19 protein-coding genes are annotated in these 24,067 nt (G+C 71.1%); 7 read left to right on the top strand and 12 right to left on the bottom strand.

The genetic code is table 11. The annotated features are described in order from the left end of the window. Positions 1 to 273 precede the first annotated feature (273 nt). Positions 274 to 1,620, top strand: coding sequence for a nucleotide sugar dehydrogenase (locus BJ981_RS29450; RefSeq protein ID WP_184616690.1), 1,347 nt, complete (start codon positions 274 to 276; stop codon positions 1,618 to 1,620). Beyond that, positions 1,617 to 2,609 carry an NAD-dependent epimerase/dehydratase family protein gene (locus BJ981_RS29445; protein WP_184616689.1) on the top strand — a complete coding sequence of 331 codons (993 nt, stop codon included), beginning with the start codon at positions 1,617 to 1,619 and terminating at the stop codon, positions 2,607 to 2,609. The genes BJ981_RS29450 and BJ981_RS29445 overlap by 4 nt, the downstream gene beginning before the upstream one ends. Before the next feature lie 103 nt (positions 2,610 to 2,712). Here the strand turns inward: BJ981_RS29445 and BJ981_RS29440 are convergent, their stop codons facing one another. Both BJ981_RS29440 and BJ981_RS29435 read right to left on the bottom strand, forming a co-directional pair. After that, entirely contained in the window at positions 2,713 to 3,930 is a 1,218-nt protein-coding gene (locus tag BJ981_RS29440; RefSeq protein ID WP_184616688.1) for an acyltransferase family protein, read from the bottom strand. A 294-nt stretch (positions 3,931 to 4,224) separates the two neighbouring features. Continuing rightward, complete coding sequence (locus tag BJ981_RS29435) at positions 4,225 to 5,445, bottom strand: class I SAM-dependent methyltransferase (protein WP_184616687.1); 1,221 nt, start codon at positions 5,443 to 5,445, stop codon at positions 4,225 to 4,227. A 186-nt stretch (positions 5,446 to 5,631) separates the two neighbouring features. Here BJ981_RS29435 and BJ981_RS29430 point away from each other — a divergent pair, with 186 nt between their 5' ends. Further along, complete coding sequence (locus BJ981_RS29430; protein ID WP_184616686.1) at positions 5,632 to 6,381, top strand: class I SAM-dependent methyltransferase; 750 nt, start codon at positions 5,632 to 5,634, stop codon at positions 6,379 to 6,381. A 30-nt stretch (positions 6,382 to 6,411) separates the two neighbouring features. Further along, positions 6,412 to 7,548, top strand: a complete 1,137-nt coding sequence (locus tag BJ981_RS29425) for a DegT/DnrJ/EryC1/StrS family aminotransferase (protein ID WP_184616685.1) — start codon at positions 6,412 to 6,414, stop codon at positions 7,546 to 7,548. Positions 7,549 to 7,576: 28 nt separating this feature from the next. Here the strand turns inward: BJ981_RS29425 and BJ981_RS29420 are convergent, their stop codons facing one another. Both BJ981_RS29420 and BJ981_RS29415 read right to left on the bottom strand, forming a co-directional pair. Continuing rightward, positions 7,577 to 10,318, bottom strand: coding sequence for a type 1 periplasmic-binding domain-containing protein (locus BJ981_RS29420; RefSeq protein ID WP_184616684.1), 2,742 nt, complete (start codon positions 10,316 to 10,318; stop codon positions 7,577 to 7,579). 176 nt (positions 10,319 to 10,494) lie between these two features. Further along, the gene (locus BJ981_RS29415) at positions 10,495 to 10,710 is read right to left on the bottom strand and encodes an HAD family hydrolase (RefSeq protein WP_184616683.1); all 216 of its coding nucleotides are present in this window, start codon (positions 10,708 to 10,710) and stop codon (positions 10,495 to 10,497) included. Positions 10,711 to 11,120: 410 nt separating this feature from the next. Between BJ981_RS29415 and BJ981_RS29410 the strand changes: the two genes are divergently transcribed. Both BJ981_RS29410 and BJ981_RS29405 read left to right on the top strand, forming a co-directional pair. Then, the gene (locus BJ981_RS29410; protein WP_184616682.1) at positions 11,121 to 12,752 is read left to right on the top strand and encodes an MFS transporter; all 1,632 of its coding nucleotides are present in this window, start codon (positions 11,121 to 11,123) and stop codon (positions 12,750 to 12,752) included. 415 nt (positions 12,753 to 13,167) lie between these two features. Continuing rightward, positions 13,168 to 14,418 carry a cytochrome P450 family protein gene (locus BJ981_RS29405; RefSeq protein ID WP_184616681.1) on the top strand — a complete coding sequence of 417 codons (1,251 nt, stop codon included), beginning with the start codon at positions 13,168 to 13,170 and terminating at the stop codon, positions 14,416 to 14,418. A 197-nt stretch (positions 14,419 to 14,615) separates the two neighbouring features. Here BJ981_RS29405 and BJ981_RS29400 read toward each other — a convergent pair whose 3' ends face one another. From BJ981_RS29400 to BJ981_RS29380, 5 genes are all read right to left on the bottom strand, one after another. Then, entirely contained in the window at positions 14,616 to 15,488 is an 873-nt protein-coding gene (locus tag BJ981_RS29400) for a prephenate dehydrogenase (RefSeq protein ID WP_184616680.1), read from the bottom strand. A 51-nt stretch (positions 15,489 to 15,539) separates the two neighbouring features. Next, positions 15,540 to 16,343 (bottom strand): TIGR03084 family metal-binding protein, encoded by an 804-nt coding sequence (locus BJ981_RS29395; RefSeq protein ID WP_184616679.1) that lies wholly within the window; start codon positions 16,341 to 16,343, stop codon positions 15,540 to 15,542. A gap of 247 nt (positions 16,344 to 16,590) precedes the next feature. Then, on the bottom strand, positions 16,591 to 17,694 hold the full coding sequence (locus BJ981_RS29390) for a carboxymuconolactone decarboxylase family protein (RefSeq protein WP_184616678.1): 1,104 nt from the start codon (positions 17,692 to 17,694) through the stop codon (positions 16,591 to 16,593). A gap of 14 nt (positions 17,695 to 17,708) precedes the next feature. Next, positions 17,709 to 19,364, bottom strand: a complete 1,656-nt coding sequence (locus BJ981_RS29385) for an FAD-dependent oxidoreductase (protein WP_184616677.1) — start codon at positions 19,362 to 19,364, stop codon at positions 17,709 to 17,711. Further along, positions 19,361 to 19,930 carry a DUF5987 family protein gene (locus BJ981_RS29380; protein WP_184616676.1) on the bottom strand — a complete coding sequence of 190 codons (570 nt, stop codon included), beginning with the start codon at positions 19,928 to 19,930 and terminating at the stop codon, positions 19,361 to 19,363. The genes BJ981_RS29385 and BJ981_RS29380 overlap by 4 nt, the downstream gene beginning before the upstream one ends. A gap of 475 nt (positions 19,931 to 20,405) precedes the next feature. Between BJ981_RS29380 and BJ981_RS29375 the strand changes: the two genes are divergently transcribed. Next, complete coding sequence (locus BJ981_RS29375; RefSeq protein ID WP_184616675.1) at positions 20,406 to 21,176, top strand: helix-turn-helix domain-containing protein; 771 nt, start codon at positions 20,406 to 20,408, stop codon at positions 21,174 to 21,176. Between the two features lie 501 nt (positions 21,177 to 21,677). On the opposite strand, the gene BJ981_RS29370 is transcribed toward BJ981_RS29375, so the two are convergent. The 3 genes from BJ981_RS29370 to BJ981_RS29360 are packed head-to-tail and all read right to left on the bottom strand — an operon-like array spanning position 21,678 to position 24,064. Next, positions 21,678 to 23,066 (bottom strand): cytochrome P450, encoded by a 1,389-nt coding sequence (locus BJ981_RS29370; RefSeq protein WP_184616674.1) that lies wholly within the window; start codon positions 23,064 to 23,066, stop codon positions 21,678 to 21,680. Next, positions 23,063 to 23,602, bottom strand: a complete 540-nt coding sequence (locus BJ981_RS29365; protein ID WP_184616673.1) for a flavin reductase family protein — start codon at positions 23,600 to 23,602, stop codon at positions 23,063 to 23,065. The genes BJ981_RS29370 and BJ981_RS29365 overlap by 4 nt, the downstream gene beginning before the upstream one ends. 33 nt (positions 23,603 to 23,635) lie before the next feature. Then, positions 23,636 to 24,064, bottom strand: a complete 429-nt coding sequence (locus BJ981_RS29360; RefSeq protein WP_184616672.1) for an acyl-CoA thioesterase — start codon at positions 24,062 to 24,064, stop codon at positions 23,636 to 23,638. Positions 24,065 to 24,067: the final 3 nt, after the last annotated feature.

Here is a 24,067-nt window from a genome sequence, read left to right as displayed (position 1 = left end):
GGATCGGCGGCCCGCCTCACCCGCCGCATCTCCTGGATTGCGGTGCGGCAAAGCACGAATGAGGCGCCTTCTTTGGAATACCGCGCGTGTTTTCCGCGCGCCGGGGCCGCGTGTTACCGCCTCGCATTTCAAGAGATGCCGTGCGTAACGACGCCGGATGACCATGTGGGGTGAGAGGGGTCGACCCTCGGGGCGTTCCTGACCGGATGCGGGGTCGCCATGCCGCGCCTCGACCCACGTGATGGAGTCCCAATTCTCTCGACGGGAGCGTACATGCGTTTTCTACCTGAGCACCGGGAGCCTAAAGTCGCCATTGTCGGCCTTGGATATGTCGGCTCCTGCTTCGCCGCGATCCTGGCGGACCACGGCTGCGAGGTCATCGGCGTGGACAATGATGCCCGTCTGGTCGACGAGCTCACCGCACGCCACTGCCGTTACCACGAGGAGGGGCTCGCCGACCTCCTCTTCAGCTCGATGGCGGCGGGCCGCCTCCGGGTCACCACCGACTACGCCGCGCTGACCGCCGCCGACGTGGTCATCATCGCGGTGGGCACGCCGGTCCGCGCGGACGGCTCCCTCGTGGACGGCCAGCTCCGCGGCGCGTGCACCGAGGTGAGCCGCCACCTGCGCGCCGGCCAGCTCGTCGTGCTGAAGAGCACGGTGCCGCCGGGCACCACCCGCGAGCTGGTGCTCCCGCTGCTGGAGCGCGGCGGACTCGTCCAGGGCGACGACTTCGGCCTGGCCTTCACCCCCGAGCGCTTCGCCGAGGGCACCGCGCTGCGCGAGCTGCGCAAGCTGCCCATCGTGGTCGGCGGCATGGACGACGACAGCACCGAGGCCGCCGCCGCGTTCTGGCGCAGGACCTTCGAGGTGGAGGTCGTCCCGCTGCCGTCCCCGGAGTCCGCCGAGATCGTCAAGCTCGCCGACAACTGGTGGATCGACCTCAACATCGCGCTCGCCAACGAGCTGGCCAAGTTCTGCGCGCTGTTCGAGGTGGACGTCCTGGACGTCATCGGGGCCGCCAACACCGTGCCGAAGGGCGCGGGCAAGGTGAACATCCTGCTGCCGAGCGTCGGCGTCGGCGGGTCGTGCCTGGTCAAGGACCCGTGGATGGTCTGGCGCTCGGCGCGCGAGCGCGGCCTTGAGATCCTCACCGCGCCGATCGGCCGCGAGGTCAACGCCGGGATGCCCGAGTACACCGCGCAGCTCATCGCCGAGGAGCTCCAGCGCCTCGGCAAGGACCCGGCGAAGTCCACCGTGGCCGTGCTGGGCCTGGCGTTCAAGAGCGACACCGGCGACCTGCGCGCCACCCCGGTCGAGGCGGCCGTCAACGCCCTGCGCAAGGCCGGGGCCAAGGTGCGTCTCTACGACCCGCTGGTGGACCCCGTCCAGGCCGAGGAGCTGTTCGACCTCAAGCCGGTCGCGACCCTGCGCGAGGCCGTCGAGGGCGCCGACTGCCTGGCCCTGATGACCCTGCACCAGCAGTTCCGCGAGATCGACTTCGCCGCGCTGCCCGTCTCGCCGTCGTGCCTGGTGCTGGACGGCCGGGCGTACTACCCCGAGGCGAAGATCACCTCGCTGCGCGAGCTGGGCTACGTCTACCGGGGGATCGGCCGATGAGCGCCACGCGCGCCGTCGTGACCGGCGGCTCCGGCTTCATCGGCGGCCACCTGGTCGACCGGCTCCTCGCCCGCGGCGACGAGGTGACGACCTTCGACGCCGGCCCGCTCCCCGAACACCGGCGCCGGACGTGGGAGGACGTCCGGCACGTCCAGGGCGACATCCGGGACCTCGACCGGCTCGCCGAGGCGATCAGGCCGGGCGTGGACGTCGTCTACCACCTGGCCGCCGTCGTCGGCGTGGACCAGTACCTGGCCCGGCCGCTCGACGTCATCGACATCAACTTCGGCGGCACGCGCAACGTCCTGGAGCTCGCCGCGCGCGCGGGGGCCCGGGTCGTGGTGGCCAGCACCAGCGAGGTCTTCGGCAAGAACCCCGTGGTGCCCTGGAGCGAGGACGGCGACCGGGTGCTCGGCCCGACGTCGGTGGACCGCTGGACGTACTCCTCGGCCAAGGCGCTGACCGAGCACCTCACCTACGCCTTCGGCCGCCAGCACGGCCTGCCCGTCACGATCGTGCGGTACTTCAACGCCTACGGCCCCGGCCAGCGTCCCGCCTACATCGTGAGCCGCAACGTGCACCGCGCCCTCAACGGGCGGCCCCTGGTCACCTACGACCAGGGACGCCAGACCCGGTGCTTCACCTACGTGGGCGACGCCGTGGAGGGCACGCTGCTGGCGGCGGCGAGCCCCGAGGCGGTGGGCGAGTCGTTCAACCTCGGCTCGATGACGGAGACCGCGGTGGGCGACGCGATCGCGCTGATCGCCAAGCTGACCGAGGCCGACGTCGAGACCCTGGCCGTGGACACGCGTCAGACGTACGGAGCGTCGTACGAGGACCTGACCCGGCGCGTGCCCGACAACGCCAAGGCCCGCCGGGTGCTGGGCTGGGAGCCGGGGACGAGCCTGCAGGACGGGCTCGTCCAGGCCATCGAGTGGGCCCGCGCCAACCCGTGGTGGCTGGCCCTGCCCGACAGCGGCGCCTCCTGAGGGACCGCCGCGGCGGATCGCGGTGAAGAGAAGAAGGGAGTGGCGTACCTCTCGGTACGCCACTCCCTTGCTCTGTGACCGCCGTGCGCGGACACGGATGGGATCAGGCCGGGGTGGTCTGGGCGGAGACCTGCGGCTCCTGCGCGGGGGCGACGGGGGGACGGTCCGCCGGCCGCTTCCTGGACCGGCTCAGGTACTTCATCGCGGGCGTCTCGACGAACTTCCACAGCAGCCAGCCGGCGACGACGTTGACGCCGGTGTAGGCGAGGACGAGCAGCGTGCCGCCGAGGACGTCGAACGAGGCCCACGTGCCGAGCACCGTCGGCACGAGCCAGAACAGCACCACGGCCTGGGTCATGTAGAAGCCGAACGACACGTTGCCGAGCCACACCATCGGGCGCGTGCCCATGACGGTGCGCCTGCCCTCGAGGTTGGCCTTGGCGAACGTGCCGATGGCCAGGCCGAACGGGATCGAGGTGGCCAGGGTGAGGTTCCACGGCGGCGGCAGGTACAGCGCCGCCGCGTACCCGAGCACCAGCAGCACCGTCACGGGGACGAAGCCGATCCTCGGCCAGCGGCCGCGCATGACGATGCGGGCGAGGATCATGCCGAAGACGAACTCGACCAGCCGGGCCGGCGGGAACATGTAGACGAACCAGAACTGGTTCAGCGACAGCACGTCGCCGGGGAAGACCGGCGCGTCCGGCACCAGCGTCAGCGTGACGACGCAGACGGCGGCCATGGCGGCGACGGCGATGGCCGCCCACGTCCACAGCCGGCTGTCGCGGATCTTCCTGATCGGGATGATCAGCAGCGGGAACAGCAGGTAGAACAGCATCTCCGAGCTCAGCGACCAGGCCGGCATGTTCGCGCCGCCCCAGTTCATCGGGTCGGGCGAGAACGAGTTCACCAGGATGAGGTTCAGCAGCCCGTACGCGGGGGTGTAGGAGGCGGCGAACAGCAGCATCGCCAGGCCCCAGGTCACCACGTGGTTGGGCAGGATCTTCACGACGCGGCGGCGGTAGTAGGCGCCGGTCGAGCTACCCGGCCGCGAGGACCAGGTGATGACGAAGCCGCTGAGGATGAAGAAGAACGAGACGCCGATCGAGCCGCCCGGCGAGAAGAACCAGACGAGGTTCTCGGTGACGCCCGGGTCCTTGAACGGGGTGGTGGGGTTCTGGTTCCCCGTGGTCATCGGGTAGACGACGTGGCTGAGGAAGACGAGAAGCGCGGCGATGATGCGCATCCCCGTCAGCGCGGGCAGGTCGCGCTGACGCTCCTCGGGAGGCTTGACCTCGATGGAAGACGTTTCCGCGGACAAATGAGGGCTCCTCTTTCCTAGATGATCCTGGCCGGTGGCCTACGGTGCTCGGACTTCGAGCGGAGAACCGCTCACCGGCCGCGACCGTGATTCCTCGGCCCCCTATTCACCGCGCACCGCCGCCGGGGCCGCCCCGGCCTTTCCGCTCTGTGGCCCGCGAGAAATAGGACTATCTAGGCGTATGATTCGCGCCTCGCCGTGCCCGCCGCATCTCCCCGATTGCTGACTGACCGCCGCGGCGGAGACCACACGAGGCCGGCCGCCGTCAGGGGCGGCCGGCCGGCGTGGGAAGGGTCACAGGACGTGGACGTCCGGCACGTAGAGGATCCACCGGCCGCCGCGGTCGCGGAACGCGGTCTCCTTGGCCATGATCTCTTCGGCGTGGTTCCAGGCGAACAGGAGGGCGTACTCGGGGTAGTCCTCGTGGAACGCCGAAGGCGGCAGCACCGGGATGTGGGTGCCGGGCACCAGGCGGCCCTGTTTGGCCGGGGTGTTGTCGACCACGTACGGGATCTGGTCGGGCCCGATGCCGCAGTAGTTGGTCACCGTGGTGGTCTTGGCGGGGGCGCCGTAGCCGACGACCCGGTGACCCTCGGCGCGGATCCGCGCGAGCAGGGCGTTCAGGTCGTCGCGGATGCGCTCCACGCGGGCGGAGAACCGCAGCAGCGTCTCGTGCTCGCCGAGGCCCCGGGCGCGCTCCTCCTCCAGGAACTCCGCGACCGCCGGGGCGGGCGTGCGCATGCCGGGCCGTCCGAGCGTGTACCGCATCGTGCCGCCGTGCAGCGGGAGCGGCTCGGCGTTGACGAGCTCCAGGCCGAACCGCTCGGCCATCGCCTTGATGGAGCGGACGGCGAAGTAGAAGGAGTGCTCGTCGTAGATCATGTCGAAGGCGGTGTTGTCGACGACGGCGCCGAAGTACGGCTCCTCGAAGACGAACACCCCGTCCGGCCCGAGCAGCGACTCCACCCCGCGGCACACCGACGCCAGGTGGGCGATGTGGGCGATGCAGTTGGCGCCGAAGATGACGTCGGCGGGCCCGTGCTCCAGGCGGATCTTGGTCGCCGTCGTCTCGTCGAAGAACTCCGACAGGACGCGCACGCCCCGGGCCATGGACAGCTCGGCGACCTCCTTGGACGGCTCGACGCCGAGGTGGCGGACGCCGGCCTGCGCGATCGTGGCGAGCATGACCCCATCGTTGCTGCCGATCTCGACGATGAACGGGTCGGGACCCGTCAGCTCGTGCTCCAGGAAGTAGCGCGCGTTGCCCTCGAAATGCTCGCGGTGCACGGCCGACACCGAGGCATGGTAGGGGTAGGAGTCGTGGTACCTGAGCTCCTGGGGGACCTCGCCCTGTAGCTGGGCCATCGTGCACGAGCCGCACAGTCCCATCGTCAGGTGGAAGGTCAGCTCGTTCTCGACATCGCGCGGGAGCAGGAATCCGTTGCCGCGGGGCTGCTGCCCGAGGTCGATGGATTTCAGCACCACTCCGCCGCAAATCCGACAGCTACTCTGCATGAGGCTCAGGCTAACCGCCGGGCCCCCGCGAACCTTCTCCGGAAATGCCGTGGTGCCCGGCGCGATCACCGCCCCGCACGCGCCGGAGATCCGCACGACAGAAGATGCGCGCCGCGGCGCCCGGGCGGGAGGCTCAGGTGCGGGGCCGCGACCGGGCCCTCCTTACCGACCCGTGGGGAGACGCCGATGACCACAGATTTCTCCGTGCGAGACACCAACGTCTACGCGCCGGAGGTCAGCGAGGTCTACGACCTCCTCTACCAGGGGCGCGGCAAGGACTACGCGCGCGAGGCGCGGATCCTCGTCGACCTGATCCGCGCGCGCAAGGCCGACGCGAACTCGCTGGTCGACGTCGCGTGCGGCACGGGCGAGCACCTGCGCACGCTGCGGACCGTCTTCGACCACGTCGAGGGCGTCGAGCTGTCGGACACGATGCGCGCGGCGGCGGCCGAGAAGCTGCCCGGCGTGCTCGTCCACCCCGGCGACATCCGCGACTTCCGCCTCGGCCGCACCTTCGACGCCGTGACCAGCATGTACAGCACGGTCGGCTACATGCGCACGACCGCCGAGCTGGACGCCGCGGTGTCCACCATGGCCGGGCACGTCTCCCCCGGAGGCGTGCTCATCGTCGAGCCGTGGTACTTCCCCCACACGTTCATCGACGGGCACATCGGCGACGACGTGATCCGGACCGAGGGCCGCACGGTCGCCCGCATCGCCCGGTCGGTGCGGCACGGCGACGCCGTCCACCAGCAGGCCCACTACGTCGTGGCCGACTCCGCGGGCGTGCGGCACTTCGAGCACGTCCAGATCTTCACCCTGTTCTCGCCCGAGCAGTACGAGTCGGCGTTCCTGCGCGCCGGGTGCACCGTGGAGTACGTCGAGCCCGGCGACATCCTGGCCGGCCGCGGGCTGTTCGTCGGCATCCGGCACTGACCCGGCGGTGATCCTGAGGTGAGGGACGGCATGATCCCCCTGTTCAAGGTCGCGCTGGCGCCCGACGCCGCCGACCGGGTGCGCGAGGTCATCGGCACCGCCGTGCTCGGGCACGGGCCGCGGGTCGAGGAGTTCGAGGACGCCCTGCGCGCCCGCGTCGGCACCCCGCACCTGGCGACCGTCAACAACGGGACCTCCGGCCTGCACCTGGCCCTGCGGCTCGCGACCAGTCCCCCCGGCTCGAACCCGCCGGGGGACGGCGACCGCGGCGAGGTGCTCACCACGGCCCTCACCTTCGAGGCCACCAACTGGGCCATCCTCGCCAACGGCTTCCGCGTCCGCTGGGTGGACGTGGACCCGGGCACGCTCAACATGGACCTGGACGACCTGGCCAAGAAGATCTCGCCGGCCACCCGCGCCATCATGGTCGTCCACTGGGCCGGGCACCCGGTCGACGTCGAACGGCTGGCGCGCGTCCTCGACGACGCCGAGGCGGCCCACGGGTTCCGCCCGCCCGTCATCGAGGACTGCGCGCAGGCGTGGGGCACCACGTTGCGGGGCACGCCGCTCGGCAACCACGGCAACTACTGCGTGTTCAGCTTCCACGCCACCAAGCACCTGGCGTGCGGCGCGGGCGGCATGCTCGTCACCCCGGACGAGGAGTCGCTGCGCCGTGCGCTGCGCCTGCGGTTCTTCGGCATCGACCGGCGCGCCGACCGGGTCAACGGCGACTACGACGTGCCCGAATGGGGCTACAACTTCTACCTCGGCGAGATCGCCGCGGCCATCGGCCTGGCCAACCTGGAGACCGTCGCCGACCGGGTGGCGCTGCACCGCCGCAACGCCGCCCACTTCGACGAGCACCTCGCGGGCGTGCCGGGCCTGGAGCCGACCGCGCGGCCCGAGGGCGAGGAGTCGTCGTTCTGGCTGTACCCGGTGAAGGTGGAGCGGCGCGCCGACTTCATCAGGAAGCTGGCGGACGCCGGCATCCAGGCGAGCGCGGTGGTCCGGCGCAACGACACCCACACCTGTCTGCCGCCGGACGCCGCCGAGGCCCTGCCCAACCTGGACGCCGTGCACGACCGGGTCGTGCACGTCCCCGTCGGCTGGTGGCTGTCGGAGGAGGATCGCGCCCACGTCGTCGCGACCATCCGCTCGGGCTGGTGACGGCCCTCCCCGGGACGCCGGAACGGGCTCACGGGTCGCGCGGGCAGGGGTGCGGGCGGCCCTTGGGCCCCCAGGTGGTGGCCACGTCGGTGTTGTGGAGGATCCCGCAGGCCAGGCGCGGCAGAATTCGCCCCTGCGGGTCGATCTCACGGATGTAGACGGCCTTGTCCGGCGGGTACTTGTGGCGGCCGTCCAGCCTCAGCCTGCCGGTCGCGCCCAGATGGGTGATCCCGGTGTTGAGCAGGTGCTGGTACACGTCGCTCGGGCGGACGTCGCCGTCGGAGTGAGCGGTGTAGACCGCGTTGATCACCTCGGAGAGCACGTTCAGCGCGTCGAACCCGCCCGCGGCCTCGATGTCGGGGTCGTCCCGGTGGAACGTCTCGCGGAAGTCCCGGGAGAACCTGGTGGAGGCGTGCTTGAGGTCCCCGTCGTCGATGGGGTTGGAGGCCGAGTAGAACAGCGTCAGGTACGGGTACTCGCGCCCCATGCGCTCGGGCGCGGTGATGAGATCCGGATCGACGCTCTCGGCCAGGACCGCGATCGTGCCTTCGCTCTTCTCGCACATGGGCTCGTGCTGCAGGGCGCCGAACAGGTTGGGCATCACGCCCGAGCGCCCCGTGTACAGGACGAAGCCGTTCGTGGCCTTGACCGTCCGGCAGATCTCCTCGGCGACGTCGCGCGTGTTCCTGTCGTTGCCCTTCTCCAGGTAGGCGATCTTCCTGACGTCGCCGCCGGCCTCGAGGTACCGCTCGCCGAACTTGTCGGTGAGGTCCGCGCTGAAGAACTCGTCCGCCGGGTCGTGGACGATGACCGCGGTGGCCGGCCCGGGCCCGGTGAGCTTCCGCAGGTCCTCGGAGTTCACCGCGAAATCGGCCAGCACCCGGGAGATCCGGTCGTTGGTCGGCGACACCTGGAAGTACCGCGGTGGGGCGTCGAAGTCCACCATCTTGCTGCCCACGGTGCCCGTCGCGATGACGGGGATCTGCGCCCGGTCCAGCTCGTGCGCGGCCCGCAGCGACTCCTGCCGGCTCTGCGTGATGCCGATGACGCCCGCGACGTGCTCCTCCGCCGCCGCGTCGATGATCATCTGGGCGACGTCGATGCCCTCGCGGTCCCTCGACCAGTCCGACCCGTATCTGAACTGCTCGCCGGCGTTGGCGATGAGCAGCCGGACCGGCATCCGCCTGACCTGCGCCTTGTTGATCTGCCGCTGCGCGAGCAGCGCGCCGCGCAGGGCTGGGATGCCGGACGGCACCGCGTTGTCGTTCTCCTTCGCGTTGGTGAGGGGAGCGAGGAAGACCACCGACCGGTAGGCCCGGCCGGGCGTGAGGGCCTTGTTCTGCTCTCCGGCGATCCGCTCCAGCTCCCGCAGCACGGTGTCCTGCGGCCCGGCCAGCGTGCACCGCAGGCCGTCGGTCACCCCGACGATCTCGTCGGTGTTCTTGGTCTTCCGGCACGAGGACGGTTTCACGGGGGCCGCCGACGGGGCCGGTCCAGGGCGCAGGACGAGCGTCAGCGCCGCGAGCAGCACGGACGCGACGATGACGGGCAGGTACGGGCGCACCTTCGCGCGCCGCCGGACCCGTGGCGGCACGACCTTGGGATTGGCCTGGAGCCAGTCGGCGTCCATGCCCTCGTCCGGCTCCGCGGACAGCGGCAGCAGGTGGACGCCGGCGCCGTCGTCGTCGCCGCGGGCGTACAGCGCCGAGAGCCGGTCCGCCAGGAGCATCGGCGCGCTACGGCCGCGCGCCGGCGCCGCGCCGGGACCGGCGTCCGGCGTGAGGGGAAAGGCATAGGGCGGGACCTCCCCGGTGAGCGCTCCGAGGATCATCAGCGGGGCGGGGTCCTCGGTCCGCGCGAGGTCGGTGTACCGGTCGAGGAACGCGCGGCTCGGCGCGCCGGGATCGCCCACCGTGCCGAGCAGGACGACGAACGGCCAGGGCCGTCCCGGGCGGCGCCGGCCCCACAGCCACCCCGGCCATGGGCCGCGCACGGCCTTGGCGAGGTCGCGCATGAGCGCCATCAGCAGGATTCGCTGGACGAGCGGTTCGTTGCCCCGCCGGGGACCGTCCTTGACGATCTCCAACGCCGTGCCGAGGAAGTCGCCACCGGGGGCCTGGAGCACGCCTTCGAGCCAGCGGTGCGTGCGACGGAGCCGGTTGGTGTACACCCTCCGGACCAGGCGGGAGGCGGGTATCCGCACCACGTCGAACCATCCCCCCGAGGGGGTCTGCTTGCCGACGGCGTTCGCGAGCTCGGGCAGCCAGTCGAGCCAGGAGCGCTCGGCCTTGTAGGCGGCGTACAGCGTGTCGCGCAGCAGGGTGTCCTTCGCCGTGCCCACGCCGGCCTCGGTGCGCAGGATCGTCAGGCACGGGTCGAGGCAGGGGAACCGCAGCACGCCGCTCCCCCGCATCGAGCGTCTGAGCTGGTCGCGGACGCTCTCGACCAGGGCGATGTGCGGCTCGTACGAGGCCACGAGCGCGGCGTCGTCGACGTAGGCGTGCGGGACGATGCTGTCCAGGCCGTCACGGCCCGGCCCGCGCTGCCGGGAAAGGCGTTCACGGTACGCCGAGACCAGCCACGACTGCGCCGTTTCCTCACCCGCCGTCTCCGGCTCGCCGGGACCGTGCTCATGCGTGATCAGAACGATCGGAATACGGCGGCCGTCCGCCCGTTCGGCCACCGCGGCGTCGATGACCTGGAAAATATAGTGAACGCCTTTCGGAAGGACGCGCGCGCCCTTCGGACCCCCGGCATGATCGACCCACATCGCCCGCTCCTCGCCCCACGTCGGAACGCCGAGGCGAAAGCACTCCCCCGACGCGATCCCATGGACCGCGTTCCGCCCGCGTTGAGGGCTCAGAATCTACTGGACCGCATCCCGTATATCGAGACCATTGGATATTTCTGAGCTAATGCCTGATTTGCGGGAAAAATACCCTTTTATCAGACGACGGGGTCCGGCGCGGGGCGGCCGAGCAGACGGGCCGGCTCCTCTCCCGGCTCGGCCGGTCGCGGGCCGGCGAGACGCGTGCGGGCGGCGGGGTCGAGGGGCATGCCGTACCGCGCGAAGAGGTCGCGGCAGGCGTCGTTCCACGCGGTCCCGGTGTCGGCCAAGGCGCCGTCGCAGTCGAAGACGACCGCGTCGTGAGGGATCGGCATGCCGTCAGCGTCACACCGCGCGCCGGGGCGGCGCATCTCCGGCATTGCGCGTCATGGCCGCCGGTAAACATGCGGATTCGTCGCCCGGAATCCTGATTTGTGATGTCAATAACCAGGGTGCCAGACCTCCCAAACAGGATACTTGACCATCCTTACCACGAGGCACGTGAAAACCCTCTTTCCCCGCGCCGCCCCGGCGGCCCGACAGGGCCGTTGACCTGCGGATACACCCATGCCCCTCGCACCGGGCCGCCGCCGGTCACGGTTCGATTTCCGCAATCTGAGAGAAGCCCGAACGAGATCTCGGCTGGTAAGACTTGAGCTGAACCCTTTTGTATTGACAAAGAATGTCGCGATAGCGAGCTGATGTCGTCACAACGGCCCGGACAGTACAGACGGAAGGATCTTTGATGGATGCGATCGCCGACGCCGGGTCCGGTGTCAAGGCGGGACGGCGCGAGTGGATCGGGCTTGCGGTACTGGCCCTGCCCACCCTGCTGCTCGCCTTGGACTCGAGCGTGTTGTACCTGGCGCTGCCCCAGCTCAGCGCCGACCTCGACGCCGGCAGCACCCAGCTGCTGTGGATCACCGACATCTACGGGTTCCTGATCGCCGGTTGCCTGGTCACCATGGGCACCCTCGGCGACCGGATCGGCCGGCGCAGGCTGCTGATGATCGGCGCGGGCCTGTTCGCGCTGGCCTCGGTGGCGGCGGCCTACTCCACCGGCCCCGAGATGCTGATCGCCACCCGCGCGCTCATGGGCATCACCGGCGCCACGCTCATGCCCTCCACGCTCGCCCTGCTCAGCAACATGTTCCGCGACCCCAAGCAGATGGGCACGGCCATCGCCGTGTGGATGAGCTGCTTCATGGGCGGCATGGCCATCGGCCCCGTCGTCGGCGGCGTGCTGCTGGAGAACTTCTGGTGGGGCTCGGTGTTCCTGCTCAGCGTTCCGGTCATGGGCCTGCTCCTGCTGGCCGGGCCGCGGCTGCTGCCCGAGTACCGCGACCCGAACGCCGGTAAGGTCGACGTGCTCAGCGTGATCATGTCGCTGGCCACGATCCTGCCCCTCATCTACGGGCTCAAGGAACTGGCCAAGAGCGGCGTGCAGGTCACCTCGCTCGTCGCCATCGCGGTGGGCGTGGTCGTCGGCCTGCTGTTCGTGCGCAGGCAGCGCACCCTGGAGCACCCGCTGCTCGACCTGCGCCTGTTCGGCAACCGCTCCTTCAGCGCCGCGCTGATCATCATGGTCTTCGGCGGCGTCATGAGCGGCACGTTCCTGCTGATCAACCTGTACCTGCAGACGGTCGAGGGGCTCTCGCCGCTGCGCGCGGGCCTGTGGCTGGTGCCCGGCACCGTGGCCACGGTCATCGGCCTGCAGGTCGCCCCGATCATCGCCCGCAAGGTCCGCCCCGCCTACACCATCGCGGGCGGCCTGCTGGTCATGGCGATCGGCTACGCGCTCGTGACCCAGGTCGACAACTCCACCGGCATCGGCCTGCTGGTGGCCGGCATCTACGTCTCCGCGCTCGGCGCGGGCCCGATGGCGGGCCTCGGCACCGGGCTGATCATGGCCTCCGCGCCGCCGGAGAAGGCCGGGTCGGCGGCGTCGCTGTCGGAGACCGGCGGCGAGCTCGGCATCGCGCTCGGCATCGCGGCCATCGGCAGCGTCGGCACCGCGGTCTACGGCGCCCAGATCAGCGACGCGATCCCGGCGGGCGTGCCCGCGCAGGCGGCGGCCACCGCGAGCGAGAGCATCGCGAGCGCCGTCCATGTGGCCGCGGACCTGCCCGGCGCCACCGGGGCGGGCCTGCTGGCGGCGGCGCGCGAGGCGTTCACCTCGGCGCTCAACTCGGGCGCCGCGGTGAGCGCGGGCCTCGCCGTCCTGCTCGCGGTGCTCGCGGCGGTCGCGCTGCGGCACGTGAACCCGAGCGGCGACCACGGCCACGGCGGCGGCGCCGAGGAGTCCGGCGAGGCGGCGGCCGCGGCCGGACCGGAGTCCGAGCCCACTCCGCCCGCCGTCCAGGTCACCACGGGCTGACCCCTCCGGCGCGACGCCCCGCGCCACCCGGGAGCCACCCCCGCCACCCGGCGGAGGTGGCTCCCGGCGTTTGCGGGGACCCCGCCCCGGAAGGCCGCGCACGGGAGAATGTCTTCTCCGGAAATGCGCGGCCTTTCTCGCGTTATGCCTTCTTTTTCTCCGAGAATGCGGCACGGCGCCGGGCGCGCCATTCCTCTTCTGAATTGCTGAATACCTTTCCGCGGCGCCCGCATCCCTATTGCGGCAGGCCGCGGCGACGTATTATTACAGCATACAGTCACGGATGCGCGGGCGATTACCGATACGGCGGCCGACAGGCGTCCTCCGGCGAGCGAGCCGAATCACCTGAATTTTTCAGCATTGGCAGGCCGGCATCCTGATCAATCTCTCCGACGAGATCATGGGAGAACTTCAGATGGTAGAACGCTGCCCCGTCGCCCTCGACACCACAGGGAAAGACATCCACGCCGAGGCGGACCGGCTGCGCGCGGCGGGCCCCGCGACCCTGGTGGAGCTGCCCGGCGGCGTCGAGGCGTGGTCGATCAACAGCCACGCCGTCATCAGGGACCTGCTCACCGACCCGCGGGTGACCAAGAGCGCCCGCAACCACTGGCCGGCCTTCATCAACGGCGAGATCCCCCCGGACTGGGAGATGATCAGCTGGGTCGCCATGGACAACATGGTCACCGCCTACGGCAAGGAGCACGTCCGCCTGCGCAAGCTGGTCGGCAAGGCGTTCACCCGCCGCCGCACCGAGGCGATCCGCCCCCGCGTCGTCGAGCTCACCGGCCAGCTCCTCGACGCGCTGGCCGCGACCCCGCCCGGCGAGGTCGTCGACCTGCGCGAGCGCTTCGCCTACCCGCTGCCCGCCCTGATCGTCGCCGACCTGATCGGGATGTCGCAGGAGGCCCTGGCCAAGACGGCGAAGGTCATCGAGATGATGATCGACACGACCGTCAGCCCGGAGCAGGCGGCCGAGATCCTCGGCGGCTGGCGCCAGGCGATGGCCGAGCTGATCGCCTCCAAGCGCGCCACCCCCGGCGAGGACATCACCACCGACCTCATCGCCGCCCGCGAGGAGGACGGGTCGCGGCTCAGCGAGGACGAGCTGACCGACACCATCTTCGCGATCCTCGGCGCCGGCTCGGAGACGACGATCAACTTCTTCGACAACGCCATCACCGCCCTGCTCACCCACCCCGAGCAGCTGGAGCTCGTCAAGAACGGCGGCGCCACCTGGGACGACGTCATCGACGAGGTCCTGCGCGTGCAGTCGCCCCTCGCCCAGCTCCCGCTGCGCTACGCCGTCGAGGACATCGAGCTGGACGGCGTCACAATCCCCAAGGGCGACCCGATCCTCATCAACTACAGCGCGGTCGGCCGCGACCCGGCGCTGCACGGCGACACCGCCGCCGACTTCGACATCACCCGCGCCGACAAGGAGCACCTGTCCTTCGGCCACGGCCCGCACTTCTGCCTCGGCGCCGGCATCGCGCGGATGGTCGCGGAGATCGGGCTGTCGACGCTGTTCGAGCGCTACCCCGAGCTGTCCCTCGCCGTCACGCCCGGGGAGCTGCAGCCGCTGCCGACGTTCATCATGAACGGCCACCGCACCCTTCCGGTCCGGCTCACCGCCCAGGTCCCCGCCGGGGCCGGCGCGCACTGACCGCGCCCGCCGGGTGACTTTCGCGCCCGGCCGGACCAGGCCCCCGCCTCGTCCGGCCGGGCGTTCGGCGTTCCCGCCCGGGCGCCGCGGCTCGTCCTTTCCGCACCGGGGGAACGTGGCCTCCCGGCGCGGGAGGCGTTGACGGCGGGCATGAGAAAAGCCGCCCTCCTCCGGGTGGCGTTGGAGGAGGGCGGCGGTCAGACGCGAGAGGCGGCGCGATGGCCGCGGACGATGTGCTCGCGTCCTCGGTTTCCCCTGGTCAGCAGCTCCGACAGCCGGCCGTGGCCGCCGTGCTCCAGCCCGCGCAGCGCGCGGGCCGCGTCGGCGAGGTCGTCCACCACCAGGTCCAGCACGGCGGCGACGGCGTCGGCGTTCTGCGCGAGGATGTCCGACCACAGACCGGGGTCGCCGGTGGCGATCCGGGTGGTGTCCTGCAGGCCCTTGCCGACCAGCGACAAGGTGGTGTCGTCCGCGGCGCAGAACCGGGCGGCGAGCGCGGCCGACACCAGGTGCGGCACGTGCGAGACCGTGGCCACGATCTGGTCGTGCTTGCGGGCCTCGATCACCTCGGGCGCCGCGCCGCAGGCGGTGGCCAGCTCGGCGACCAGGGACAACAGGGCGGGCGGCGTGGACGGGTGCGGGCACAGCAGCCAGGGCCGTCCGGCGAACAGGTCCGCCCGCGCGGCGAACGGCCCCGACAGCTCGCGGCCCCCCATCGGATGCCCGGGGACGTAGGTCGAAAGGTCGCATCCCGCGCGCTCGGCCTCGGCGACGATGCCGGCCTTGGTGCTGGCGACGTCGGTGTAGGCGGCGCCGAGCCCGCGGGACTGCGCGTCGCGCAGGACCTTGGCGACGATGGACGGCGGGGTGGCGATGAGGACGACGTCGGCGGGAGGGTCGCCGGGCGTCAGCGCGACGCCGGCGCCCATCATCTCGGCCTTGGCGACGACGTCCTCGTCGCGGTCGGACAGCGCGACGAGGACGCCGGAGCGCCGCAGCGCCAGCCCGATGGAGGTCCCGATCAGGCCGCTCCCCATGATCGTGACGCGGCGCAGCGTGGCGGGATGCATCAGACCTCGCCCGGGACCATGACGGTTGCCATTCTTTCCGCGGTGTCCCGGTCAGACCCGGGCGACGGCGAACTGGCCCGGCCTGCGGCCCTCGCCCGCGGGGCCCCGGTAGCACTGGGCGATGTCCAGCCAGTGGTCGGCTTCCTCGCCGGTGGCGACGACGGCGAGGTCGTCGCGGTGCCGGCGGCGGGTGGCGAGCAGGCAGAAGTCCGCGGCCGGACCGGTGATCCGCTGCGTGGCGTCCTCGGGCCCGAACGCCCACAGCTCGCCGGACGGGGCGGTGAGCTCGAAGCGGAACTCGGTGGCGGGCGGGGTGAGGCCGCGCGACAGGTAGCCGAAGTCCTTGGTCAGGACGGCGAAGACCACCAGGTGCTTGATGTGGTCGGTGTACCGGCGCTGGACGCCGAGCGCGTCATAGATGTCCTGGCCGTGCGCGAACTGCTCCATGATGCCGGCGCAGGCGAGGATGACCGGCGGCAGCGGGTTGACCAGCCACGGCACGACCTGGCCCGCCGGCACGGCGGCGAGGGCGGTCACGACGTCGGCGCGCTCGCCGCGCCACTTGGCGATCAGCGTCTCCTGGCTGTCGCCGGCGAACAGGCCGAGCGCGGCGTTGACCGCGCCGTTGAAGTCCTTCTCGGCGCCCGCGACCAGCGCCTTGAACGCCTCGGCGTCCTCGGCGGCGGTCCTGGCGAGGCCGAAGATGAAGGTCAGGTGCGCGATCTGGTCGGCGATCGTCCATCCGGGGGCGGGGGTGGGCAGTTTCCACTGCGAAGGGTCGAGGCCGGCGACCACGCGGTCGAGTTCCTCGCCTTCGTCGGTCAGCGCCCGCAGCACCTCATCAAGCTCGCTCACGCCTGCAGTCCTCTCACTGAAATAACCTTGTCGAACGAATGAAAACCGTTTTCGGCCCGCGTGCGCGCGCCTTATCGATCGCTGCCGCCCAGCTCAGGAGGCATCTGAAAATGAATGTCGATTCGACGGAGACGGAATTAGCACGTCGCGTCCGCCACGAACCAAGCATGCATCAGGCGAATTCGGGTGTCTTCTCCGTGAGTGCCTTCGTCTTACTATCGATTTGCAATTCCGTTGACCCTGGAAATCAAGGGCGGCTTATGCGAATAGCTGGGGGCGCGGTCTGGGGGCGCGCCGTGCTCCAGGAGCCGATCCTGCGCGCCGCCGCCATGCTCGCCCACGCGGTGAGTTCGACCAGCGCGCGGTCGTCCGGCGTCCCCTCGCGGAAGTCGGCGACGAGCCCGTCGTCGACCTGGTAGGAGGCCATCGCGGTGAGCAGCGCCAGCCGTCCGGCCGGGCGCAGGTCCGGCGGCAGCGCGGTCACGGCCTGCGCCACCCAGGCGCGGCTGATGCCGGTGGGCGCGCCGTCCCACCCGGCCAGCCGCTCCGCCACCAGGTCGCGGACCGGGCCGGGCACCGAGCGGGCGCCGGCCTCGTCGATGGCGGCGGCCGCGCGGGCGAACGCGGCGGTCAGGCCCGGCGAGCCCTGCGCCCACCCGAGGTCGGCGGGCGGCGGGGCGTCCGGCAGCAGGGCGAGCGCGTCGCCCGGCGTGGCCGCGCGGCGGGCGTACCGCCGCATGACCAGGCCGAACACCCGCAGCAGCCGGCCGCGTGCGCCGGTGGGCACCTCGGGCGGCAGCGGCGACTCGGTGAGGAACACGTTGACCATGCGGTTGAGGTAGTGGAAGGTGACCGCCACCGCGGTCAGCTCGCGCAGCGGCTCGGCCGGCAGGGGCGGCTCGTGCCGCGCCGCCGCGTCGCGCGTCCCGATCGCCCGCGCCCACGACGCCACCCGGCGCACGCCGGGGTCGTCGATCTCCTCGTCCCGGCCGGCCGCGATCAGCGCGGCGTGGCCGCCGCGCGCCAGGCCGTCCATCGTGGCCTGGTGCACGTCGACGCAGTAGGGGCAGGCGTTGCCGCGCGACACGGCGGTCGCGACCGCCTCCTTCAGCGGCCGGGCGGCGGTCCCGGCGGCCAGGAGGGATTCCCGCAGCATCGCCCAGGACGCCGCGAGGGTGCCGGGAGCGGGCGAGTGCAGGAGCATCGGCGGCGCCAGCATGCCGAAGTCACGCTCCACCTGCGCGTAGACCCGCGCGACCAGGTCCGGCGCGGTACGGGGTCGTACCGGGGTGACGTGCCGGACGTGGGACAGCGTCCCCGGCAGCGTCGCACGGCTGAGCATCCTGCCCATCGCCCGCCCCCTCCTTATCGGCGCGAGAGGCTCGGGATCAGCGGGGCGACGCCGCGCCGTCCGCTGGTCGAGCCGTCGGGGGCCGGGGCTCCGTAGGTGACCTCGACGCCGCGCTCGCGTGCGGCGGCGACGATGCCGGGGATGGCCCGCTCGGCCAGGGCCGAGATGGTCATCGCCGGGTTGACGGTGAGCGCGCCCGGCACGGCCGAGCCGTCGGTGACGAAGATGCCCGGGTGGCCGCGCAGCTCGTTGCGGTCGTCCAGGGCGGAGGTGGCCGGGTCGTCGCCGATGCGGCAGGAGGACAGCGGGTGGACGGTGTAGGCGCCGACCACGTCGTTGGTCCAGGCGGCGACCTCGGCGATGCCGTCCCGCTCCAGGATGTCCTTGACCTCGGCGTCCGCCATGGCCCAGGCGCGCAGGGTCTGCGGGGTCGGGTCGTACTTGAGGCGGCCGACGCCGAGCATCTGCTGGGAGAGCCGGTCGGCGTTGCCCTTGGCGGGCGGCGGGCCGAAGACGCCCTCGTTGTTGTCCTCGATCATCTGGAAGATGATGAGCCAGGACTGCCAGCGCTTGAGGATCTCCTTCTTGTCCACGCCGAACCAGCTCGGGCCGGTCGCGCCGGGCACCTCGGCGAGGATCGTGCCGAGGCCGGGCGGGAAGTAGAGCTGCTCCAGCGAGAAGCGCTCGAACTCCGGCAGCGAGCCGTCGAGCCGGTCCCAGTTGGCGACGACCGGGCCCTTGCCGATCTGGTTCGCCGCGTACGCCAGGCCGTTCTCGCGTTCGAGGCCGAGCACCTCGCGCGCCTTGTCCTCGTTGATGATCGCGGTGTTGAGGCGCTCGCCGTTGCCGGAGAAGTACCGGCCGACGGCGTGCGGCATGGCGCCGAGCGTGGCCTCGCTGCGCTGGAGGATGACGGGGGTGGCGCCGGCGCCCGCGGCGAGGATGACGATCTTGGCGTCGATCGTGCCGCTCTCGCCGCGCAGGCGGTAGTCCTCGTCGTCCATGACGTCGTAGTGCACGCGGTAGCCGCCGTCGTCGGTGCGCGAGATCTGCTGCACCTCGTGCAGGGGGCGGATCTCGGCGCCGTGCGCGACGGCCGCGGGCAGGTAGTTGAGCAGCAGCGACTGCTTGGCGTCGAAGTGGCACCCGGCCATCATCCAGTTGCAGTTGGTGCACTTGCTCCGGTCGATCGCGGCCGGGACCGGGTTGGCGGTGCGTCCCGCGTGGTCACAGGCCGCGGCCCACAGCCCGCCGGCGTAGGTGACGTCGTCCCAGCTCTGCTGCGTGATCGGGATGGACTCCGCCACCCGGTCGTACCAGGGGTCGAGGGTGTCGCGGTTGACGGCGGCCGGCCACATGCGGCGGCCGATGCTTCCGTGCCGCTCGAAGACGAACCGGGGGGCGCGCGGCATCGCGGCGAAGTAGACGACGCTGCCGCCGCCGACGCAGTTGCCGCCGAGGATGCTCATGCCGTCGCCGACGGTGAAGTCGAAGGCCCGGGTGTAGGACGAGCCGAGCTTGAAGTCGTGGTCGAAGTCCTGGCCGGTCAGCCAGGGTCCGCGTTCGAGCACGACGACCCGGGCCCCGCCCGCCGCGAGGTGGTAGGCCGCGATCGCGCCGCCGAAGCCGCTGCCGACCACGAGGACGTCGGTGCGTTCCGTGCTGGTCATGAGGGACTCCCTGTGGGGGTCGTGTCCGGGTGCAGGCGGGCCAGCGGCCGGCCGTAGGAGAAGTTCGGGAACCTCCACCGCCCGTCGGCGTCGGGCTTCTCGATGCCCATGGCCAGCAGGCCCGGGTGTCCCTGGGCGATGGCGTCGGCGGTGCTCATGTGCGCGGCGGAGTCGAAGGCCATGTTGCAGAACAGGGCGAGGCTGACCCAGAGCTCCTTCTCGGGGTGGCCGGGCGTGGTGAGCCGCCGCACCAGCGCGGTGCGGTGCTCGAAGGTGAGGGACACGAACGGCGGGACGGCCGGGTCCAGGTCCAGGCCGTGCTCGAGGGCGTACGCCGTGGCGTGGCCGGTGAGGGCGGTGACGAAGCCGTCCAGCCCCTCGGTCAGCCCGGTCGCGTCCCATCCGAGCAGGTCAAGGGCCCCGGCCTGCACCGCGCCGCCCCCGGTGGTGGCGCCGGCGATGGCCCGGTCGTCCGGTGAGCGCTTCTCGCCGGGGACGATCGTGTCCGCGAACGCCTCCAGCGTCATCGTCCTGGTTTCGTCTACATCTGTGGATGGCGGTCGCATACGCGTATCCTCGCTCGTCCAGGTCGGCTGCTGACCAGTTCATGGAACGGCATCGCCTGCACAGGTGCATCTCCTGAGTTGCTTTCGCATTCCGGACGAACACCCCCCTAACCCCCGACATCGGTGCCACCGGGACGTGGATTCTGGCCGGTGAACGCGCGTGCGCAATGCCGGGGACGGGCGTCATTCGGCGCAAAGGATCGGGGGGATTCCCGCGCCGCGTCTGCCGGATATGGGCACGCAGGGGGCGACTAGGGGTTGTCGCAGCAGGTGCGGCACCCAATTCTGATGCCATGGCCAAGTGCCGTCGATGTGTCGTCGTCGGGCGTCGTTCATTCCTGAAATCACACCGCAGCGGAGTGGCCTCCATTCGCCACTTCGGGGTGTGAGCAGATGACGGAGGCTCACGATGACGAGTCCTCCCGTGTCAATTCGGGGTCAATTATCACAGCGCCTCCAGCGCACGGGAGGAGCCATGGAAAACGCGATCGAGCAAGCCGTCCTACGGGTCGTCAAGAGCATGCACGAGAACCTCGGTGAGCAGCTGACCATCAACGACATGGCGCGTACCGCGATGTTCAGCAAGTTCCACTTCTCCCGGGTGTTCCAGCGGGTCACCGGGTTGTCGCCGGGCCGGTTCCTATCGGCGGTGCGGATCCAGGAGGCCAAGCGCCTGCTCACGACCACCTCGCTGACGGTCACCGACATCAGCCACCGGGTCGGCTATTCCAGCGTGGGGACCTTCAGCTCGCGGTTCACCGCGAGCGTGGGACTCTCCCCCACGAAGTACCGGCAGCTCAAGAGCATCACGCCGCAGATGCCGCCCGACTCGGGGGCCGGCGACGGGCGGGGCAGGCCGGTGACGACCATCAGGGGCGACATCTCGTCCCCGCTCAAGGACCAGCCCATCTTCGCCGGGCTGTTCCCCGACAGAATCCTCGAAGGAAAGCCCGTCCGGTACACGATCCTGCGCAGGCCGGGACCCTTCGTCCTGGAGGACGTGCCGCAGGGCGAGTGGCACCTGATGGCGCAGTCCGTCGCCCCTGGCAGGGAGGACGCCGTCCCCCACCCCGCCGGCGGGGACGAGGGCCTGTGCATCGGCCGCCACGGGCCCATCACGGTCCGCCCCGGCGCCGAACTGCGGCTCGCCCACCTGCGGCTCCGCCCCATCCGCCCCCTAGACCCGCCCGTCCTGCTCGCCCTGCGCGACCTGCTCTCGGACGGCGTTCCCCAGCTCACCCACTGAGCCTGCGCCGCACCCCGCGCGGCGCACGGCGACGGACGGGCCCCGGCCAGGCCCGTCCTTTTCCTTTGGCGGCCCGGTTCTCCGGGCGCACGCGCGCCGCGCGCCCGGAAACAGCCACGGGCCCGCGGAAAAAGAATCGCACGCGCGAATGGCGCCCCGGCGTACCGCACGGGACGCGTCATTTCCGGGAATATGAGAACGACGCCGCGCCGCGCAATGGCGGAACACGGCGTGACGATGAGTCCCCCCGGAACGTGACCATCGTCGTTCACGACGGCATGCCGCCGCCACCCCTGATCATCTCCCGCGCCCCCTGACACGGCCCCCAAAGGGCCGGCGCGGAAATCCGCCGTGCCACGGAAAAGGAATGCGTCCCTTAAGGGGCAGGCGAATGTGACCCCTGTCGCGCGTGGGAAAGCCGGCCACGATCCCGCGCGCGAGGGCCCCGCCGCCGGCGCCGGGACGCGCCCGGGGCCGGCGGCGGGTGGAGAGGGTCTCCGCTCAGGCGGGGTGCACCGTCATGGGCAGTCCGCCGCGCACCCGCAGCGACAGCATGGGCTCGGGGACCACCTTGTACCCCGGCACCTTGGCGAGCCGCAGGTCGCGCGCCACCATGGCGATCACGAACGTGGCCTCCATCATGCCGAGGTGGTTGCCGACGCAGAACCGCGGTCCCGCGCCGAAGGGGATGTAGGCGTATCGGGGGCGTCCCGAGGGGCGTCCCGGGTCGAACCGCTCGGGGTCGAACACCTCGGGCCTGTCCCAGAACGCCGGGTGCCGGTGCAGCGTGTAGGGGCTGATCAGCACGTCGGCGCCCTTGGGCACGTGGTAGCCGCCCACCTCGTCGTCGCCCTGGGCCTCCCGGGGCAGCATCCACACCGGCGGGTAGAGGCGCATGACCTCCTCCACCACCATCGCGGTGTACGTCAGCCGGGTCAGGTCCTCGAAGACCGGGAGCCGGTCGCCGAGCACCTCGACGGCCTCGGCGTGCAGCCGCTCGCGCACCTCCGGGTGCCCGTCGATGAGGTGGAACGTCCACGACAGCGTGCTCGCCGTGGTCTCGTGCCCGGCCAGCAGCAGCGTGACGAGCTCGTCGCGCATGCGCTGCCGCCCGACGCGGTGGTCGGACTCCTCCCGCGTCGAGGCGATGAGGCGTGAGACGACGTCGTCGCCGTCGACGCCCGTGCGCAGCCGCTCGGCCTCCAGGTGGTCGACGATGCGCTGCAGGTCGGCCCGGGCGCGCCGGAAGCGGAGCTGCTTGGGCAGCGGCACCCACATCGGCACCTTGCTCAGCGTGACCAGCTCGAACATCGCCTGGTCCTGGACGGCCTCGAAGTCCTGGCCGATCCGGTCGAACGCGCCGAGGTCGGCGTCCAGCAGCGTGCGGCCGAGCACGCCGAGGCTCAGCCACGTCATCTCCTGGACGACGTCGACCGGTCCCTGGCGTCCCTTGGCGCGCAGCCGCTCGACCAGGTTCGCCGCCTCCGCGGCGATGACCCCGGCCTGCTGGGAGATCCGCTTGTTCTGGAACACCGGCTGGATCATGCGGCGCTGTTTGCGCCACAGCTCGCCCTCGCTGGTCAGCAGGCCGTCGCCGATGGCGCGCCGCGCCTGGACCAGGCCGACGCCCTTGTGGTAGTTGCCGCTGTTGTCGGCGAGCACGTGTTTGGCGTGGTCGGGATGGTTGAAGAAGTACAGCTTCTTGGGGCCGATGGTCAGCTTCGCCGCGTCGCCGTAGGTGGCGGCCTGCTCCATCAGGGCCAGGCGGTCGGTGGCGAGCTTCTTGAAAAGGCCGGGCCCGGCCCACAAGGGTGGGCCGGGCGGCACCCGGCGGGCGCCCGGGGAGGTCCCCCCGGGCGCCGCCTTGGCCTCGGGTCCGGTCAGTGTCACGCCGGCACCTCGCTCCAATCGGGACTGAGCTGGCGGAACTTGGCCTTGAAGACGAGCAGCGCGTCCCTGTCGGTGGGCTGGTGCAGGTTCAAGACCTCGCCGATGAAGATGGTGTGGTCCCCGCCGTCGTAGGCGCGCCACATCTCACACTCGAAACCGGCCAGCGTGCCGCCGAGCAGCGGCACGCCGGACAGGCGCCCGGGGTGCCAGTCGACGCTGTCGAACTGGGCGGCCCCGAGCGTGCGGTGGCGGTCGGCGAAGTGCATCGCCTCCGCCTCCTGGTGGGAGGCGAGAACCGACACCCCGAAGAACCGCGACGCGCTGAGGTACTGGTGCATCAGCGCGCCGCGGTCGACGCAGACCAGCAGGAGCGGCGGATCGAGCGACACCGAGGTGAAGGAGTTGGCGGTCATGGCGTGCGGGACGTCGCCGCCGGTCGTCACCACGGTGACGCCGGTGGCGAAGGCCCCGAACGCCCGCCGCAGCGACTTCGCCTCGGTCGCCGGGCGGGGTGGCGCGGAGTTGTCGACGTTCACGCTTGTCTCCTGCTCACTGTTTCGGGTCCGCGCCTACGACGCGTAGGGTTCGAGCGCCTGCGCCAGGGCGTCGGGGACCCTGGCGGGAACCGTGCGGGTGTTGGGCCCGCGCATGCAGGCCACCCGCTGCCGTCCGCGGGCGACGAGCGTCTCGCCGCCGCCCCGGTCCAGCCGGACGTAGTCGAAGCTGAACTCGACCTGCGTCTTCGCCAGCTCGACCAGCCGCATCCGGATCGAGAGCTCGTCGAACGCGGTGATCTCGGCGAAGAACTCGCAGTCGACCTTCAGCGTGAACAGCTTCAGGTCGTCCTGCATGTCGGCGAGCACCTCGGTGGCTCTCTCCTTCAGGAACATCTCCCTGCAGCGGCCCTGCCACCGCAGGTAGTTCACGTAGTACACGTTGCCGACGAGGTTGGTCTCCTCGAACCCGACCGTGTGCAGATACTCGTAGTACTTGCTCAAGGC

Origin of the sequence: Sphaerisporangium krabiense (assembly GCF_014200435.1) — a bacterium.
Classification (GTDB): domain Bacteria; phylum Actinomycetota; class Actinomycetes; order Streptosporangiales; family Streptosporangiaceae; genus Sphaerisporangium; species Sphaerisporangium krabiense.
The sequence above is the reverse complement of the archived record's forward strand: the minus strand, read 5'-3'. Positions and strand labels throughout refer to the sequence as shown.

Excerpts from the sequence above, each read along its gene's own strand:
- BJ981_RS29410 (WP_184616682.1), top strand. The coding sequence starts at position 11,121 with ATGGATGCGATCGCCGACGCCGGGTCCGGTGTCAAGGCGGGACGGCGC.
- BJ981_RS29435 (WP_184616687.1), bottom strand. The coding sequence starts at position 5,445 with ATGCAGAGTAGCTGTCGGATTTGCGGCGGAGTGGTGCTGAAATCCATC.
- BJ981_RS29445 (WP_184616689.1), top strand. The coding sequence starts at position 1,617 with ATGAGCGCCACGCGCGCCGTCGTGACCGGCGGCTCCGGCTTCATCGGC.
- BJ981_RS29405 (WP_184616681.1), top strand. The coding sequence starts at position 13,168 with ATGGTAGAACGCTGCCCCGTCGCCCTCGACACCACAGGGAAAGACATC.
- BJ981_RS29385 (WP_184616677.1), bottom strand. The coding sequence starts at position 19,364 with ATGACCAGCACGGAACGCACCGACGTCCTCGTGGTCGGCAGCGGCTTC.
- BJ981_RS29375 (WP_184616675.1), top strand. The coding sequence starts at position 20,406 with ATGGAAAACGCGATCGAGCAAGCCGTCCTACGGGTCGTCAAGAGCATG.
- BJ981_RS29400 (WP_184616680.1), bottom strand. The coding sequence starts at position 15,488 with ATGCATCCCGCCACGCTGCGCCGCGTCACGATCATGGGGAGCGGCCTG.
- BJ981_RS29430 (WP_184616686.1), top strand. The coding sequence starts at position 5,632 with ATGACCACAGATTTCTCCGTGCGAGACACCAACGTCTACGCGCCGGAG.
- BJ981_RS29420 (WP_184616684.1), bottom strand. The coding sequence starts at position 10,318 with ATGTGGGTCGATCATGCCGGGGGTCCGAAGGGCGCGCGCGTCCTTCCG.
- BJ981_RS29390 (WP_184616678.1), bottom strand. The coding sequence starts at position 17,694 with ATGGGCAGGATGCTCAGCCGTGCGACGCTGCCGGGGACGCTGTCCCAC.
- BJ981_RS29425 (WP_184616685.1), top strand. The coding sequence starts at position 6,412 with ATGATCCCCCTGTTCAAGGTCGCGCTGGCGCCCGACGCCGCCGACCGG.
- BJ981_RS29380 (WP_184616676.1), bottom strand. The coding sequence starts at position 19,930 with ATGCGACCGCCATCCACAGATGTAGACGAAACCAGGACGATGACGCTG.
- BJ981_RS29415 (WP_184616683.1), bottom strand. The coding sequence starts at position 10,710 with ATGCCGATCCCTCACGACGCGGTCGTCTTCGACTGCGACGGCGCCTTG.
- BJ981_RS29450 (WP_184616690.1), top strand. The coding sequence starts at position 274 with ATGCGTTTTCTACCTGAGCACCGGGAGCCTAAAGTCGCCATTGTCGGC.